Origin of the sequence: Maridesulfovibrio sp. (genome assembly GCF_963677005.1) — a bacterium.
Lineage (GTDB): Bacteria > Desulfobacterota > Desulfovibrionia > Desulfovibrionales > Desulfovibrionaceae > Maridesulfovibrio.
Genome location: NZ_OY781616.1, coordinates 2,780,455 through 2,796,101, shown reverse-complemented (window position 1 = coordinate 2,796,101; position 15,647 = coordinate 2,780,455). Strand labels below are relative to the sequence as shown.

Annotated in this window: 16 protein-coding genes; 9 read left to right on the top strand and 7 right to left on the bottom strand. The window is 51.5% G+C overall.

Going from position 1 to position 15,647, the window contains the following annotated elements; translation table 11 throughout:
• Nucleotides 1-11: 11 nt before the first annotated feature.
• Entirely contained in the window at nt 12-1,250 is a 1,239-nt protein-coding gene (gene hisS, locus ACKU4E_RS12395) for a histidine--tRNA ligase (protein WP_320171389.1), read from the bottom strand.
• Between the two features lie 296 nt (nt 1,251-1,546).
• Here hisS and ACKU4E_RS12390 point away from each other — a divergent pair, with 296 nt between their 5' ends.
• Together ACKU4E_RS12390 and ACKU4E_RS12385 are read left to right on the top strand one after the other, a co-directional pair.
• The gene (locus ACKU4E_RS12390; RefSeq protein ID WP_320171388.1) at nt 1,547-2,017 is read left to right on the top strand and encodes a DUF2628 domain-containing protein; all 471 of its coding nucleotides are present in this window, start codon (nt 1,547-1,549) and stop codon (nt 2,015-2,017) included.
• Between the two features lie 45 nt (nt 2,018-2,062).
• Nucleotides 2,063-2,986 (top strand): caspase family protein, encoded by a 924-nt coding sequence (locus ACKU4E_RS12385; protein ID WP_320171387.1) that lies wholly within the window; start codon nt 2,063-2,065, stop codon nt 2,984-2,986.
• Nucleotides 2,987-3,113: 127 nt separating this feature from the next.
• Here the strand turns inward: ACKU4E_RS12385 and ACKU4E_RS12380 are convergent, their stop codons facing one another.
• The 3 genes from ACKU4E_RS12380 to ACKU4E_RS12370 form a co-directional block, all read right to left on the bottom strand.
• On the bottom strand, nt 3,114-3,698 hold the full coding sequence (locus tag ACKU4E_RS12380) for a papain-like cysteine protease family protein (protein WP_320171386.1): 585 nt from the start codon (nt 3,696-3,698) through the stop codon (nt 3,114-3,116).
• Between the two features lie 13 nt (nt 3,699-3,711).
• Nucleotides 3,712-4,473: a hypothetical protein gene (locus tag ACKU4E_RS12375; RefSeq protein WP_320171385.1), complete on the bottom strand. Its 762-nt coding sequence runs from the start codon at nt 4,471-4,473 to the stop codon at nt 3,712-3,714.
• A gap of 156 nt (nt 4,474-4,629) precedes the next feature.
• On the bottom strand, nt 4,630-5,571 hold the full coding sequence (locus tag ACKU4E_RS12370) for a tRNA (adenine-N1)-methyltransferase (protein ID WP_320171384.1): 942 nt from the start codon (nt 5,569-5,571) through the stop codon (nt 4,630-4,632).
• A 326-nt stretch (nt 5,572-5,897) separates the two neighbouring features.
• Here ACKU4E_RS12370 and ACKU4E_RS12365 point away from each other — a divergent pair, with 326 nt between their 5' ends.
• The 7 genes from ACKU4E_RS12365 to ACKU4E_RS12335 all read left to right on the top strand — a co-directional run bounded on the left by ACKU4E_RS12365 (nt 5,898) and on the right by ACKU4E_RS12335 (nt 13,169).
• Complete coding sequence (locus tag ACKU4E_RS12365) at nt 5,898-6,917, top strand: radical SAM protein (RefSeq protein WP_320171383.1); 1,020 nt, start codon at nt 5,898-5,900, stop codon at nt 6,915-6,917.
• Between the two features lie 50 nt (nt 6,918-6,967).
• Nucleotides 6,968-8,437 (top strand): Rne/Rng family ribonuclease, encoded by a 1,470-nt coding sequence (locus ACKU4E_RS12360; RefSeq protein ID WP_320171382.1) that lies wholly within the window; start codon nt 6,968-6,970, stop codon nt 8,435-8,437.
• Between the two features lie 30 nt (nt 8,438-8,467).
• Nucleotides 8,468-9,019, top strand: a complete 552-nt coding sequence (locus ACKU4E_RS12355; RefSeq protein WP_320171381.1) for an epoxyqueuosine reductase QueH — start codon at nt 8,468-8,470, stop codon at nt 9,017-9,019.
• 100 nt (nt 9,020-9,119) lie between these two features.
• Complete coding sequence (locus ACKU4E_RS12350; protein WP_320171380.1) at nt 9,120-9,956, top strand: universal stress protein; 837 nt, start codon at nt 9,120-9,122, stop codon at nt 9,954-9,956.
• Between the two features lie 7 nt (nt 9,957-9,963).
• Nucleotides 9,964-11,163, top strand: coding sequence for a radical SAM family heme chaperone HemW (hemW, locus tag ACKU4E_RS12345; RefSeq protein WP_320171379.1), 1,200 nt, complete (start codon nt 9,964-9,966; stop codon nt 11,161-11,163).
• A 448-nt stretch (nt 11,164-11,611) separates the two neighbouring features.
• Entirely contained in the window at nt 11,612-12,289 is a 678-nt protein-coding gene (locus ACKU4E_RS12340; RefSeq protein WP_320171378.1) for a CBS and ACT domain-containing protein, read from the top strand.
• 223 nt (nt 12,290-12,512) lie between these two features.
• A complete protein-coding gene (locus ACKU4E_RS12335; RefSeq protein ID WP_320171377.1) occupies nt 12,513-13,169 on the top strand; it encodes a DUF2959 domain-containing protein in 657 nt (218 codons plus the stop codon).
• 129 nt (nt 13,170-13,298) lie between these two features.
• Here the strand turns inward: ACKU4E_RS12335 and dsrP are convergent, their stop codons facing one another.
• From dsrP to dsrJ, 3 genes are read right to left on the bottom strand one after another with little or no spacing between them, the layout of a single operon-like run.
• Complete coding sequence (dsrP, locus tag ACKU4E_RS12330; RefSeq protein WP_320171376.1) at nt 13,299-14,471, bottom strand: sulfate reduction electron transfer complex DsrMKJOP subunit DsrP; 1,173 nt, start codon at nt 14,469-14,471, stop codon at nt 13,299-13,301.
• A 14-nt stretch (nt 14,472-14,485) separates the two neighbouring features.
• Complete coding sequence (gene dsrO, locus ACKU4E_RS12325) at nt 14,486-15,268, bottom strand: sulfate reduction electron transfer complex DsrMKJOP subunit DsrO (protein WP_320171375.1); 783 nt, start codon at nt 15,266-15,268, stop codon at nt 14,486-14,488.
• Nucleotides 15,268-15,645: a sulfate reduction electron transfer complex DsrMKJOP subunit DsrJ gene (gene dsrJ / locus ACKU4E_RS12320; protein WP_320171374.1), complete on the bottom strand. Its 378-nt coding sequence runs from the start codon at nt 15,643-15,645 to the stop codon at nt 15,268-15,270. Before dsrJ ends, dsrO begins: the two co-directional genes overlap by 1 nt.
• Nucleotides 15,646-15,647: the final 2 nt, after the last annotated feature.

Here is a 15,647-nt window from a genome sequence, read left to right as displayed (position 1 = left end):
CTCTCCCGGTATTATTTGAAATATTCATCGAAGGGCATGGTTGTCTGCTCCCCGCCTTCGGCCATGTCCTTGACAGTGACCGTTCCGTTTTCGAATTCATCCGCGCCGAAGATGAAACATCTGCGTGCGTTTATCTTGTTGGCGTAGCGCAGGTGTGCCTTCATGCTTTTGGCACTGAAAGCCGCTTCGCCTTTCTGCCCGTTATTGCGCAGTTTCTCCGCAAAGAGCAGTGCGTTTTGGGCTGCCCTTTCGTCCGCCAGGGCTACGTAAAAATCGTTTTCCGCTTCGAATGTTCCGTCCAGCAGCAGGGCCAGACGTTCCATGCCGCAGGCAAAGCCGATGGCCGGGACCTGTTTGGGACCGCCGAGGCTCTCCACCAGTCCGTCGTAACGACCTCCTCCGGCCACAGCTGTCTGAGCTCCGATATCGCCGGAGGTGACTTCGAAGGCTGTCCGCTGGTAGTAGTCGAGTCCGCGAACCAGCCGGGGGTTGAGGGTGTACTCAAGACCGGCTTCGCTGATCAGGGCAATCACGGTATCAAAATGTTCACGGCATTCCCCGCAGAGGTGATCGGGCAGGGTCGGAGCATTTTGAGTGAGGGCCTTGCAGTTTTTGCTTTTGCAGTCCAGCACGCGCAGGGGGTTGGTGTCCATACGGCGCTGGCAATCCTCACAGAGTTCGCTTCTGTCGAGTGAGTTCAGGAAATCTTTCAGGGCCTGATTGTATTTCGGCCGACATTCGGGACAACCCAGCGAGTTGAGCTCAAAGGAAAGTTTTTTCAGTCCGATTCTGCCGAGAAAAGCCGAAAGCATGAGCAGGACTTCGGCATCGGCCTGCGGCTCCGCTGCGCCGAAAATTTCCGCGTCTATCTGGTGGAACTGACGCATGCGCCCTGCCTGAGGACGCTCGTAGCGAAACATGGGTCCGTAGGTGAAATATTTGCTGACCTTGCCGGGCTGGTGAATCTTGTTTTCCACATAGGCACGCACGATTCCTGCCGTGGCCTCGGGGCGCATGGTCAGGGAACGGTCCTTGCGGTCCGGAAAAGTATACATTTCCTTTTGCACGACATCGGTTTCTTCGCCTATGGAACGGCAGAAAAGTTCCGTTTTTTCAAGGATGGGTATCCTTAACTCTCCATAACCATATGAGGTGAACACTTCCCTTGCGGCCTGTTCCATAAACGCATATCTTGCGCTTTCTTCGGGGAAGAGGTCTGCAACGCCTTTTATTTTTTGTATTTTTGCCATATTTTTCTCTTTGCGGATTTCCGGGAGATCGATATCCTGTCAAGTCCGCTCCCGGTACGGAGCGTGGAACCAAATTCCGTTAGTCCATTTGCCTGTGAATGTCAAAGTGTGCCTTGACTTCCGAGGCCGGAAGTCAACCCGGTTGTTGCCAAATACAGGAAGCTGCGGCATTGAAACAGTATCTGGACCGAAGTTTAAAAAAAGTCCTTTGTTCGGCAACTGCGCCTGCACACGGAGTCGGGGCAGGCCGAAGTCTTTGCGGGACGGCTTTACCCGTTACTATGGAGATAAAAAACATGCATATGATTACTACAGAAGACTACACTGAATTTGTAGGCCCCAATGCCGTAAAATATATTTTTAATTTCGCAAAATTCCAGACCCTGCGTGACGGCTTCACTGTCACCTGGCACTGGCCTGCGTTCCTGTTCGGGTTCTGGTGGTTCCTGTATCGCAAAATGTACTTCTGGGCGTTCGTAACGTTTTTGATAGGCTTTCTGCCCTTCGGCAATTTTATCGCCCAGCTCGGTTACGGGATGAGCGCCTATTTTTTCTACTACCGCGACAGCACCGCCAAGATCGGCGCAATCAAGTCTGTAACACCCACCGGCGGGGCGTCAATTGCTTTGCGTCAGGCCGGGGGTGTGCATGGATGGGTCAAGATAGTAGGGGTAGTCTGCTTTTTTCTGCAGCCCATGTGGATATTTTTAATGTCCCTTCTTTTCGGCAGCGCTTTCATCTTCTCTTTTCAGCAGGTTGTGGTATAACTGTATCAGGCATGCAGTTCATTTTGCCTACGAAAGGGGGAACCAATGAATATAAAAGTGTTACGAAGTCCATTCTTTCTGGTTTTATTGGCGGTTTTTTCAGTCATGCTGCTTTCTGCAAGCGAATGTCTGGCCCAGAAAAGACTTGCCCTGCTCATAGGTAACTCAGCTTACAAGAAGCTTGGAGAACTCAAGAATCCGGTCAACGACGTGGACTCCATGAACCGGGCGCTAAAAAATTCCGGATTTGATGTCCTGGTGGTCAAGAACGCCGACCGCGCCGCCATGGGCCGGGCCATTGACGAGTTCGGATCGAGGCTCCGGAATTATGAAGTCGGTCTTTTCTATTTTTCCGGACACGGTCTGCAGGTTGACGGAATCAATTATCTTTGTCCGCTGAACATGTCCGTACAGGGGCAGTCCGACGTGCAGTACGAGGCTGTGGATGCCGGAAAGGTCCTTGCCAAGATGGAGGATGCCGGTAACCCCATGAACATTGTCATTCTTGATGCCTGCCGCAACAATCCCTTCAAGCGCAGTTTCCGCTCCATCCGCAGCGGGCTGGCCCAGATGGATGCCCCCACCGGTTCGTTCATTGCCTTTGCCACTGCACCCGGCAACGTGGCCCTTGACGGACGAGGCAACAACAGTCCTTACGTAACCAACATGGTCAGCAACATGGGCAGGAAAGGGTTGACCATTGAAAAATTTTTCAAGCAGGTCCGTCGGGGCGTTATGAAGGATACCGGCAAGAAGCAGGTTCCCTGGGAGTCCTCTTCGCTGGTCGGAGATTTTTATTTTGCCGGAGGCGGGGATTCAGGTTCTTCGTCATCAGGTTCCTCGCAGGCTTCGAGTCAGCCCGCAGCATCTCAGCAGCAGGCGGCTCCTGCGACTGCTCCCGTGTACAAGCCGAAGCCGAAACCGCAGAAGTCCAAGAGCGATCAGGCCATGGACAGTCTGCTGAATTAGTCTTTTTCGGCGAGCCGGGAGGGTCAACCTCTTTGTGCTTCACGGTCAGGGAATGGGTCTTGGTTTTGAATTGCAGGTTGCTTTTAATGCTGCCCCGACTTTTGCGGTCGGGGCTTTCCTTTTGGGGTTAAAACAGTTTTACAACGATGGCGCTTATCCATATCGGGCGAATGGTTGAATATGGAACATACTGGGAATAGTAGGCCATAGGGTCGTTAATGATTAGGATGGGTTCTATTCCGTTTGGGGTCTGTTTGAAAGTCATTCCCCGCAGCACAACAACATGGGCTGAGTGAGGAGCTCCTTGAGGTGTGTATCCTGAGTGTATTTGCAGGATAACAGCCTTCCCTGAAGCTAGTGTATGGTATAAGACATCTGGGGTCGTCGGGGGGGCATATGATGTGTATGTCATCCCGAAATTTTGTATCAATCCCTGGATTTGAGGGATGCTGCCAGGTTTTACGCAGTTTGGATTATACCCTCCGCAGCATGCCTGTGGGTGAGCTCCGTTAGCGATCGCTACTAAAGCGCATTGGGCAGGAGTCTGCTGTGGGCCGACCCTGGCAAGAATTATTTGCTGGGAAACAGCAACCCAGCACCATACCGGTGTTTCCTGAAGTATGTTCTGTATAGGTAGATTAATTCCTTGTTGGGAGAAAGCCGGGGTCGCGATAAAGGTTAACATTATCAGTAATTTTGTTGTTCGCAGCATTGTTGCCTCCTTTTTAATTTTGCAGTTTGGTTCTTAGTGACGAAATTTGTTGCTTACGGTTGATTGCAGCGGCATTAGGCAGTTGGCTTGTAAGCTCTCCCGCCTGGTCTAGGAGTCCTTTTGCATATGCAAAGTTGTTCAGTTCAATTTCAATTCCTGCCCAGGTGATCAGCCCATGCGCCTTGGCGTCTGCTATAATGACCGGATTTATTGTGTCAGAACTGTCAGACCAGACCTGTAGCATCTTTTTATAATACTCCCTTCCCCCTGAAGTATCTCCCCTGCTAAAGTTGAAGTTAGCCAGTTCCTTGCAGGCATATGCTTTTGCTGCGGGGCCTTTGGCTTTTTGGTGGCCTTTTTTTAGGAGTTCAGCTGCTTCCTCATATAAAAATGCATTCTTGAGGGCCGAGGACGTTGCAATACATTCAAAGGATGTAAACGATTCAGGGTGGCTGTTTATTAACTCTCTGGCGTGGTTCGCCAGAAGAACATTTTCCATTTGCAATAGTCCCGTCATCATTTCAGCCATTGGGTCGTATTTGTATTTCGCCATCAGTTCATAGTGCTCAATTGGTAGTCTTGAGAGGCGTTGAATCATCTGCCTTGTTTCAATTTTGCTTGCCCTTACCTCTGCTGCATAGTTTGAGTACAGTGTATACGCGGTTGACAATATGGATAAAATAAGAGCGCATCCAGCTATCACAATGGACAGAAATTCCCTTTTTTCTTTATTCCTTTTTTCCGTCTTTATTTCGTTGTTGTTTTCTTCAGTCATAATTCCCTCCAAAAAAGCTTAATTATTTTTAAAATAGCACATCTTTTTTGTAAATGGGAAAGATAATTTTAATGGGTAAACGTGAAAAACAAAAAACCGGACCCCGCTGACGAGGTCCGGTCTTAACATCAAAAATCAACAATCTCGAAAAGAAAGCTATTCAGCCTTTTCGTCTCCATCCGCAGCAGATTCAATATTTTCAGCATCCTGCGGCTCTGCTTCATCCACATCCTTCCTGGCATGGATCATGTCTTTTCTATCAACATGATACTTGTCCGCTGCGGGTTTGCCGCGATTTTCCCTTTTCTTTTTGGGAGGCTCAACGCTCATTTCGCAACCGTGGGTGGCACGGGCGAAGACAAGGTAGCCTGTGTGGGCGACCATGCGGTCTTCCGGACGGAGGCGTTCGGCAACCGGTTTGTAGTTGCGCACAAGTATTTCACAGACTTCAATTTCTTCGAACGGCTTGTCTTCCATGCCTTTCAGAAGGTCGCTGACCTGATTGGTGGTGGGCAGCAGGAATCCGCACATGGCTCCGGGGATAACCGCTCCCGGAATATGGTGCAGGTAGTCCCAGGGATTGGGCACATCCAGGAACAGGGCGTCGCAGTCGCTGGCAAGAAAGCCGTCTTCAATGTTCAGGTTGAACTGTTCCACGCGGTTTTCAAGCCCGGCCCATTCGAGGTTTTTGCGAACCAGCGCGTAGAATTCAGGGCGTTTTTCATGGGTGTAGACCTTGCCTGTTTCACCTACATAGTAGGCCAGAGCGGTGGTCAGCCCGCCGGAGCCGGAGCCGGATTCCACCACGCGGGTTCCGGGGCCGATGCCCAGCTTGAGCAGCAGATAGCCTATTTCTTTGGGATACATGATCTGGGTCTGCCGTTTGAGTCCCTTGATCACATCATATATTGTGGGCTTCAGAATCTGATATTTATGGCCCAGATGAGTTTCGACAATCTGCCCGTATCCGGCGGCGGCGATGTTGTCGGTCAGAAGCATTCCGTCATGGGTATGTATTTCTTCCCCTTCCTTGAGCATACGCAGGTAACGTTTGCCCTTGGGGTTTACCAGCAATATTAATTGTCCAGCTTCAAGCATGAGACTTTCCTCCTGTAGAATATCCCGCCCCGATTACGGACGAAAGCGCACAAAGTCAATGTAAAATGCTTTTTGTGCCGGGCTGGGAACTCCCTTTGCACGGCCGTTCCGCATGCTCTGCAGCGCTTATGATGCCGGAGGTATTATAAAATTACGCAGGTCGGCATATATGCGACTTGAGTTTTTTGACATTTCAGCATAAATGCTTACGTTCCTGCATAGTCGGGCTCCCCGGCAGGGAAAATATGGTGCGCCGATTGTATAAAAATGGTGCCGGGTTTGCTTTTTTTTGCATGTACGGGCAGAATTGATCCGGTAATGCGATATTGAATCTTTTTTTGCTTCTTGATGAGGCGGTTATGGGTTACAAGTATGTCTTCGGGCCGGTTTTTTCCGGCAGGCTTGGGCGTTCGTTAGGGCTTGATCTTCTCGGTAGCAGGATCTGCTCCATGGACTGTGTCTACTGCGAGGTGGGCAAGACCGATGTTCTGACATGCGAACGTAAAGCATATGTACCCGCCGCGGACATCCTGCGGGAGCTTGAAAGATGGAAGGGGGAAGGGCATGAACTGCCCGACGTTATAACTCTGGGAGGGCTGGGCGAACCCACCCTCAATTCTGAAATGCCCGAGATTGTTCGGGGTGTAAAAACACTTTTCCCGTCAATGGACGTGGCCGTGCTTACCAATTCGGTCACTCTGACGGACCCTGAAGTGAGAAAGGAGCTTCTGGAGGTGGACGTAGTGCTTCCTTCAATGGACTCCCTGATTGCTTCAGAATTCAGGGCCATAAACAGGCCGTGCCGGGGTGTGGAACCTCAGGCTGTGGCAAAGGCTCTGATTGAATTCCGCAAGGAGTTCAAAGGTAAGATTTTTCTGGAAGTGCTCCTTTCACGGGGATACAATGATTCGGATGAGAACCTTGCTGAGATGAAGGCTTTCTGTACCGAACTTGGTCCCGACCGCATTGATGTGGTCACACTTTCACGACCCGGTACTCTGGATAAGGCCGGTCCCGTTGACTCCGGGACCTTAGGCCGCTGGAAGAAGGCTCTTGACGCCGCGCCCTCAAAGAATCGGGATTGCGGGCCGGAGACCGGAGTGAAAGATAGGAGCGGCACGGATAATTCCGCCCATGTGCTGGGCGAGGTGTCCGATGCCTTTGACCGGATTCAGGCTTCTCTCATGCGCAGGCCGCAAACAGCGCAGCAGCTTTCCGGAGCCCTGGGAATTCCGCTTTGTGAAGTGGAGCGGGCAATCGGAGAATTGGAAAAATGCGGTCGGCTGCACATCAGGCAAACAGGTGATGATCTCTACTACGACTGCCGGCTTGATGTGGATTCATGATTTAAGCTCCTGAATTCGGGGAAATTCAAACTTTTCCTTGGATTGGGATAATGACATCAGTAAAAAAGAAAAAAGAGAAAATGTTTATCAGCGTGCTTCCCGGCGAACAGGTGGAAGTGGCGCTGACTCAGGAAGGCCAGGTCATCGAGTATTATGTCGAGATGCTCCATCAGGCCAAGACCAAAGGTAACATCTACAAGGGTTACATCCACAACATAGATGCCGCTCTTCAGGCGGCGTTCATCAACTACGGGGCCGAACGCAACGGCTTCCTGCAGGTTGATGAGGTTCATCCCGAATATTATCAGGGCACCTACAAGCTCAGCAAGGGGCACCGCTTTCCCCTCCTGCAGAAGGTTCTGAAGCCCGGACAGGAGATATTCGTCCAGGTGGTCAAGGAACCCACCGGGAAGAAGGGCGCGTTTCTGTCTTCCTATCTCTCCATCCCCGGCCGCTATTTCGTGCTGACTCCGGGGCGTGAGCAGATCGGTATTTCCCGCAAGATTGAGGATGAGAAGGAGCGTCAGAGGCTCAAGGAAGTCATTGACGAAGTCAGCCCCGGCCCCGGTGTTGGCGTTATCGTGCGCACCGCCAGCATGGGGCAGAGCAAGTCCGCGCTGCGCCGTGATTTCAAATTTCTTACCCGGCTATGGACCGATATCCGCGAAAAAGGTCAGGACGCTGAACCTCCGTCCCTCGTTTACGAGGAAATGGGGCTTGCCGCACGTTCCGTGCGTGACTACCTGTCCTCCGAAGTGACCGAGATCTGGGTTGACGACAAGGAAACCGCAGAGCAGGTCAAAAAGCTTGCAGCCCTTTCCTTTCCCCGCCGCAACAACCTTGTGAAGCTGCACAACGATACCGACAAATCCCTCTGGGAACGCTTCAATCTGGTTAAGCAGATCGAGCAGATTTACGGGCGCGAGGTCAACCTGCCTTCCGGCGGACGTCTTGTTTTCGACCAGACCGAAGCTCTTACCGCCATTGACATCAACTCCGGAAAGATAGGCGGTGAACGCAATTTCAAGGAGATGGCGCTCAAGACCAACAAGGAAAGCGCCGAGATGATTGCAAGACAGCTCAAGCTGCGCGATCTTGGCGGACAGGTTGTGGTGGACTTCATTGAAATGAAGGACCCCAAGCACTGCCGCGAAGTGGAAAAGACCATGCGCGCGGCCCTGAAAGGTGACCGTGCCCGCACCGATGTCGGGCGTATTTCCCGTTTCGGCCTGATGGAGCTTGTCCGCCAGCGTCTCGGTTCTTCTGCAATTGCAGTTTCGACCGAGCCTTGCCCGTGCTGTGAGGGAACCGGTATCCGTCGCAACATGGAATGGCAGTCCATGCAGGCTCTTAAAGACATCTACCGCATGCTGAGAAAGCCCGGATGTGCGTCCCCGCTGATTTATGAAGCGGAGGAGGAGCTGTCCATGTACCTGCTCAACCACAAGCGCGACGCCATTATCAGTTACGAAAAAATGTTCGACACCAAGATCAACATCCAGATTCAGTGGGCCGAGTAAAGATTGCCGGAAACAGCGGGACGGTTTGAAATGTCCGGAAGAATTCTGCTGCACTGCTGCTGCGGGCCGTGCTCCATCACAACGATTGATATCCTGAAGGATCAGGGATTCGAGGTCTTGGCCTTTTTTTATAATCCCAACATTCATCCCCTTCAGGAATATGTTCGGCGGCGGGACGGTTTTCTTGAGGTCTGCGGCAGAATGGACGTGAAGGTCATCGGCCGTCTGGACGAGTATGACTCCAAGCGCTGGTTCCGTAATGTTGCCTTTCGCGAGGAAAACCGCTGTTTCCATTGCTATGCGGACAGGCTGGAGCGTACCCTTTCTCTGGCCAGACGCGGTGGGTTTGATTATTTCACTACGACCCTGCTTTACAGCAAGTTCCAGAAGCACCTGAAAATTGCCGAGTTGGGCCGGGATATGGCCGGGTCCGGGAAATGCGAGTTTTATTACCATGATTTCCGGGAAGGCTGGAAGGAAGGGATTGAACGGTCCAAGGCCATGGGTCTTTACCGCCAACAGTATTGCGGCTGTCTTTTCAGTGAAAATGAAAGGTATGCCGGAGAACTTGAGCGGTCTTAGCTTGTTTTAATGTCTCCAACTGGTTAATGTAATAGTAATTTCTTTGATTGGACTGTTATTTCAGGATGTTCAGGACACTGTTACAATAGGACGGATGGATATGGAAAAACATTTGCTTGTAGGTGTCTGCGCGGATGGGGCATCTTCCTACGCTGTGAGGTTCATAAGGGATTTTTTCAATTCTCCCTGCGATGTGCGCGTCACTCTTTTTCATGTGGCACCTCCAAAGGGTTCCTGGTGTACGGGTGATCCCCGAAAAAAAGGTGAGAAGCTTCTTGAGGAAACCCGGCAGTGGTTCATAGATCATAATTTCTGTACCAAGAGCCGGGTGGATATCAAGAGCGTTCATTCACACGGCAATACTGCGCGGGATATCGTTCAGGAGGGACACAAGGGCATGTACGATGCGGTTATTCTAGGCCGTCAGACACCGTCCACGCTGGAGGAATTTTTTGATTACAGCGTGGGCAGCCGGGTTATCTGGGAAGAAATCAATTTCCCGCTCTGGTTCTGCAAATGCCCGCAGGATTTCCCCAAAAAAAACGTACTGCTTTGCGTGGACGAGGACGCCCCCTCCCTGCGTATAGCTGATCATGTCGGTTTTATGCTCAACGATAATCCCGGACACAACATTACCATGGTTCATGTGCATAATCCCGGCAAAGCCGGTGCCCCAAGTCCGGCTCACGTTTTCGAGGCCTGCCGCGAAAATCTCACCGTCAACGGCGTTCCTGATGATCGGATCAGCGAGCTTGTCATCGAGGGTGACAATGTCGCCAAAGCAATTCTTAAGCATGCCGCCGAAGTCCATTACTCTGTCGTCGCCGTAGGCCGTGGAATTCACGATAAGACAGCCGTGGAAAAACTGTTCCCCCGTTCCGTCTGCGTCAAGCTGCTGCAGGGCCTTGAGGGACCGGCGTTGTGGATAAGCAAGTAGGATTTTGATGGGACTCAGCCCGGCTTTTTTCAGCACCCCGCTGCTGCGCGGAGACGGCAGGGAGGCCAGAAACCTTCTGGTCTACATCCACGTCCCTTTCTGCAGGCGCAAGTGCAATTACTGCGCATTTCATTCTCAGCCGTTCGATGATGTTCATTTTGCATGGTATATGAAGACCCTGATGGCCGAGATCGACCTTTGGGGGCGCAGGCTCAAGTCTCCCCGCATAGGAACAGTCTATTTCGGGGGCGGGACCCCCAGCCTGATACCGCCGTTTCAGCTTCAGCTGATAATGGATGCGTTGCGCAGGAATTTTACGTTCACTTCCGGGATGGAGATCACTCTGGAAGCCAATCCGGATTCCGCCAACGACAAGGCCTATTTCCAGCACCTGCTTTCAATGGGAATCAACCGGCTGAGCATCGGCTTCCAATCCCTTGATGATCGCAATCTGGAAACCCTCGGGCGTCCCCATTCCGCCAGACAGGCTGCCGAGACCTTTTACATGGCCCGTGAGGCCGGTTTCGGCAATATCAGTGTCGACCTCATCTGGGGGCTGCCTCGTCAGAAGCCCAAAGACTGGAATAACGAACTCAAGGCCGTGGTCAAACTCAAGCCGGAGCATGTCTCCTGTTACGGGCTTAGCATTGAGCCGGGCACTGTTTTCGGTAAACGTGCGGACGAGGGCGTTGATCTGGAAATTCCGTCCGACGACGATCAGGCCCGCATGTTCATCTACGGGGCGGAGTTTCTGGAGGCTTACGGCTACATCCAGTATGAAATCTCCAATTTTGCGCGCATGGGTTTTATCTCCCGCCATAATCAGGGCTACTGGGACCGCATGGATTATCTGGGACTGGGGCCTTCGGCTGTTTCCACACTGGGCAGCCGCAGATTTACCAATCCTTCGTATCTGGATGAATATGACGCCGCAGTCCGGGGCGGATACATCGGTGAAGACTTCGAGGAGTTGACCGATGAGATACGCGCGCAGGAACTGGTGATGCTTACCCTGCGCACATCCAAGGGTCTGAAGCTGTCCGATTACCGTGAACTGACCGGGAAGGAGCTGGTCAAGGAAAAGAACGCGCTGATCAACGCCTTGTATCGAAACGGCCTTATTCGTATGAGCGGCGGTTTTCTGCGCCTGACCAAGAACGGCATGCTTGTTTCAAACTCCATCCTCCAGTCTCTTGTCTTTGATTGATAGCAGATCATGTGTTTATTTCTTTTCGATAACTGCCGATATGGTCGATAGGTGATGATTGTATATCATCTTGCTATTACAGGTTATAATGCCATCTTTGTTGTTTGTATCTTTTTATATCATATAGCACCTTGCTGTCGTTTCCGGCTCATGTTTTCATTTTGGGGGGAGGTGTCCGGTCCGTTACGCACTCTTCAGAGCTGCTTCATGATTTCTGATTTGTTATAATCTGGCGTAAGAAAACATTTACCAAATAAAATTCAGGTATCTCCGATTGACCCCGGACATTTGTTTATATAATCATATTAGTAGGAAAATGGATACATTGGATCCAGTCGGGAAACGTACTTATGCGTGAGCAGTTTTTATAGAAACATCAATGGCGGTGCCGTCGGTCGGGAAAAGTCTCTTTCACGACGAAATGCTGCCGGATTCAAGGAGGTTCCACATGCTCATTAAGAATTGGATGACCGCAGAAGTTATTACTCTCACTCATGATCGGTCCATGATGAAAGCTGCCAAACTTATGAAGGACAATGACATCCACAGACTGCCTATCGTCGATGACGACGGAATTCTGGTGGGTATTGTTTCTGATCGTGACATTAAGGAGGCGTCTCCTTCCAAGGCCACCACCCTTGACATGCACGAGCTTTACTATCTGCTTTCGGAGATCAAGGTAAAGGATATCATGACCCGCAAGGTCATCACCGTTACCGTCGAGGATACCGTGGAGAAGGCAGCTGTTCTCATGGAAGACAACAAGATCGGCGGGCTGCCGGTTGTGGACGAAAAAAACAAGTGCGTCGGCATCATCACCGACACGGATGTTTTCAAGGTCCTGATCGAGATCACCGGTGTAATGTACGGCGGAATCCACATGGGACTTTCGCTTTCAAACGATCCCGGCTCTCTTGCAGCAGTGCTTGATTACCTGCGGGATAACAATGCACGGGTAATGTCCATCCTGACCTCTTACGAACCTGAAGACAAGAACATGCGTCACGTTTTCATCCGTATCCTCGATATGGATAAGGCCGCTCTCAACGAGCTTCGAGAAGGAATAGCCTCCCAGTTTGACCTGATGTTCTGGGTCCGCGATTCCGTTCATGGTCTGACTTCCTAGTTTTACATATTATACCTGCCGTATCTAACCCCGGAGCTTCTGCTCCGGGGTTTTTTAACCTGAAATTTATCTCTGCCCTGCTACAAGACCTCTCAACTGTCGGGTATTTTACCGAATGAGTCCGTGAGTGCTTATATACGGCTTTTGACATCAATCTCCCGGCATCTTATGAATGCACGAACTGTGCTGATTGAACCAGCAAATATTATTTCGGAGGAAGTTAATGTTCTTGAAAAACAGAGTGCTGCCTGTGCTTGCTGCTGCCCTTGTTCTGGGCATCTGCGGCTGTCAGTCCGCATATTATAAGACAATGGAAAGTTTCGGCTACCACAAGCGGGACATCCTGGTTTCAGACGTTGAAAAGGCCCGTGAATCTCAGGAGGAAGCCAGCGAGCAGTTCAAGAGTGCGTTGGAGAAGTTCAGTGCACTTACAGGTTTTAACGGCGGCGATCTGCAGGAAGTGTATGAACGTCTGAATGATGAGTATGAAGAGAGCGCCGCAGCGGCTGGAGAAGTCAGCCGCCGTATTGATGCCGTGGAGAAGGTCGGCAATGATCTGTTCGAAGAATGGAATACCGAACTTTCTCAGTATACCAGCAAGAAGCTCCGTAACGAGAGCAGGGTAAAACTTTCCAAGACTAAGAGCAGATTCAAAAGACTGCTTGCGGCCATGCGCAAAGCGGAAAAGAAAATAGACCCGGTTCTGAACGTTTTCCACGACCAGGTGCTCTTCCTCAAGCATAACCTTAACGCGCAGGCTGTTGCTTCGCTTAAGAGCGAACTGGGCGGTCTTGAGACCGATATCAGCAGGCTCATTCAGGACATGCAGAAGTCTATTGATGAGGCTAATGCATTTATCAAGGAATTGAAAAACAGTTAGCAGATTTTTAAAACCTCGTTTACGCGGTTCAGTCGCTGATCTCTTGTATATGCGGTTTGTCCGTGAATGAAAAAGGCCCCTGCTTCGGGTATGAAGCAGGGGCCTTTGGTTGTCTTTGAACTTGCCCGATTAATCGGGGGTGGTAAGTTCGCCGAGTTCGCGCTTGACGTCAGTTGCGATCTTGTAAAGGAAGGTCAGAGTCAGAGCGCCGAGTGCGTAAACCATCATGGAAACCATCAGTTCCCGGCCGGTGGGCCAGTAGGTGGTGATTTCGTTGAACGGGTTCGGAGTGAAACCGCCGATCAGCAGGCCGAGGCCCTTGTCGATCCAGGTTGCGATAACGAGGATGATCAGGGACCAGGGCAGAAGCTTCTGGTTGTAACGCAGTTTGGGCGGGATGAGCAGCGCAAGGCTTATGATGGCGAATGCTGCTGCGGTCCACATCCAGGGAACCAGTTCTTCGTGGCCGTGGCTGCCGACGAAGAGGTAGGCGATGGAGTGGATATGTCCCGGTATGTTGGAATAGAATGCTGTGAAGATTTCAAGCAGGAAGAAGAAAACGTTCACGCACATTGCGTAAGTAATGATCGTGGTGAGTGTTCCGATGGCGGATTTGCCGGGTTCGTATTTGGTGATCTTGCGGACCAGGAAAACGACCAGCAGCAGAATTGCGGGACCGGAACAGAACGCGGAGGCCAGGAAGCGGGCAGCCAGGATGGCGGTGAGCCAGTAGTGGCGTCCGGGAAGGCCGGCGTACAGGAACGCGGTAACCGTGTGGATGGAGAATGCCCATACAATGGATGTGTATGCCAGGGGCTTAACCCATTTGGGATGGGAAACGCGCTGACGGTCACATTCAAGGCAGGTCCAGCCGATTACTACGTTGAGCAGCAGGTATCCGTTCAGAACAATCATATCCCAGAAGAGAATGGAGTTCGGAGTCGGATGGAAGACGATGTTGAGCATACGCTGGGGCTGTCCGATGTCGACGATGATGAAGCCGAGACACATGACAACGGCAGCGATGGCCATGAATTCACCCATGATTACCATGCCTTTGAACTTCTTGTAGTGATGGAAGTAGTAGGGCAGTACGATCATGACGCCGGATGCGGCGAGACCGACAAGGTAGGTGAACTGTGCAATATAGAAGCCCCAGGAAACATCACGGTTAAGACCCGTGATGGTCATCCCTTCCTTGAGCTGGGTAACATATACGCAGAAACCGGAAGCAATTATGAGCAGCAGGAAGCCTATCCAGGCCCAGTACTTCGGTCCGCCTCTTAGAGCTTTTTCGAACATATCAGGCTTCCCCCCTAGATGATGTAGTACACGCCGGGCTCGGTGCCTGCGGCGGGTTTTCTACGGATGGTGAAGTTCTCGCGCAGGGCCTGCCTTACGGGTGAGTCAGGATTCTGCAGATCGCCGAAAAGGATGGCGCCGTTGGACTTTTCCACACAGGCGGGCATTTCTCCTTCAGCAAGACGCTCAACGCAGAAGTTGCATTTTTCAACAACACCGCGCATGCGGGTAGGGAACTTCATGTTTATCTTGTCCATATCCAGATGGGTTCTGGGGTCCATGAAGTTGAAGCTGCGTGAACCGAACGGACATGCTGCCATGCAGTAGCGGCAGCCGATGCAGCGGTGGTAGTCCATGGCAACGATGCCGTCGGCACGTTTGAAGGTCGCCTTGGTCGGGCACACGCGTACACAGGAAGGCTGCTCGCAGTGGTTGCAAAGCAGGGGGAAGCTGCGTTTTTCCTGAGCTTCGGAAGGGAAGTTGTTTTCCTGTTCGGGAAAAGCTTCGCTGTAGGAAGCAGGCCACAGCCATTTGACGTCCTGAACGGAATCGATTTTGGGGACGTTATGGATGTGGTGGCAGGTTTCCGCCAATGCCTCAATAGCCTCTTCGGTATTGAGCTTGCGGGTGTCTATCACCATTGCCCAGCGTTCCGCATGCAGGGCGTTCTTGTTGACTACTGCGTGGGCTCCTGTGCCCGTACCGCCGGAAGCCATAGCGGCCGCGGTAGGAGCGAGGCAAAGTCCTGCTGCAGAGAGACCTGCAAACTTGAGGAAGTTTCTTCTACTCTGTTTCATTATTTTGCCTCCTTGGGAGGTACGTGGCAATCCCAGCAGTAAGGAGTTACGCTGGCTGCAGTGTGGCACTTGTCACAGAATTCCTGCTTGCTGGTGTGGCATTTCATGCAGGTTTTCTGCAGGCTGATGGTGTAGCTGTTGCCTGCTGCGCTGATATAGGTCCTTTTACCTTCACGAAGAGCCATGTCACGCCACTCGTTGAGAAGCTTCATATGGTTCTTGCGCATGTTCTCGGTCGGAGCCACACAGATCTTGGCGTTCTTGGGCAGTTCCAGTTTCGGTTCTTCGAAGCTGCCGCCGATATTGAACCAGAAAGGCATGGACACAAGGCCGAGGAAGATCACCAGGCCGGTTATTATTTTTCCACCGTAATGCATGA

Excerpts from the sequence above, each read along its gene's own strand:
- ACKU4E_RS12340 (WP_320171378.1), top strand. The coding sequence starts at position 11,612 with ATGCTCATTAAGAATTGGATGACCGCAGAAGTTATTACTCTCACTCAT.
- hisS (WP_320171389.1), bottom strand. The coding sequence starts at position 1,250 with ATGGCAAAAATACAAAAAATAAAAGGCGTTGCAGACCTCTTCCCCGAA.
- ACKU4E_RS12385 (WP_320171387.1), top strand. The coding sequence starts at position 2,063 with ATGAATATAAAAGTGTTACGAAGTCCATTCTTTCTGGTTTTATTGGCG.
- ACKU4E_RS12390 (WP_320171388.1), top strand. The coding sequence starts at position 1,547 with ATGCATATGATTACTACAGAAGACTACACTGAATTTGTAGGCCCCAAT.
- dsrP (WP_320171376.1), bottom strand. The coding sequence starts at position 14,471 with ATGTTCGAAAAAGCTCTAAGAGGCGGACCGAAGTACTGGGCCTGGATA.
- ACKU4E_RS12350 (WP_320171380.1), top strand. The coding sequence starts at position 9,120 with ATGGAAAAACATTTGCTTGTAGGTGTCTGCGCGGATGGGGCATCTTCC.
- ACKU4E_RS12375 (WP_320171385.1), bottom strand. The coding sequence starts at position 4,473 with ATGACTGAAGAAAACAACAACGAAATAAAGACGGAAAAAAGGAATAAA.
- ACKU4E_RS12380 (WP_320171386.1), bottom strand. The coding sequence starts at position 3,698 with ATGCTGCGAACAACAAAATTACTGATAATGTTAACCTTTATCGCGACC.
- ACKU4E_RS12370 (WP_320171384.1), bottom strand. The coding sequence starts at position 5,571 with ATGCTTGAAGCTGGACAATTAATATTGCTGGTAAACCCCAAGGGCAAA.
- dsrJ (WP_320171374.1), bottom strand. The coding sequence starts at position 15,645 with ATGCATTACGGTGGAAAAATAATAACCGGCCTGGTGATCTTCCTCGGC.
- ACKU4E_RS12335 (WP_320171377.1), top strand. The coding sequence starts at position 12,513 with ATGTTCTTGAAAAACAGAGTGCTGCCTGTGCTTGCTGCTGCCCTTGTT.
- dsrO (WP_320171375.1), bottom strand. The coding sequence starts at position 15,268 with ATGAAACAGAGTAGAAGAAACTTCCTCAAGTTTGCAGGTCTCTCTGCA.
- hemW (WP_320171379.1), top strand. The coding sequence starts at position 9,964 with ATGGGACTCAGCCCGGCTTTTTTCAGCACCCCGCTGCTGCGCGGAGAC.
- ACKU4E_RS12360 (WP_320171382.1), top strand. The coding sequence starts at position 6,968 with ATGACATCAGTAAAAAAGAAAAAAGAGAAAATGTTTATCAGCGTGCTT.
- ACKU4E_RS12355 (WP_320171381.1), top strand. The coding sequence starts at position 8,468 with ATGTCCGGAAGAATTCTGCTGCACTGCTGCTGCGGGCCGTGCTCCATC.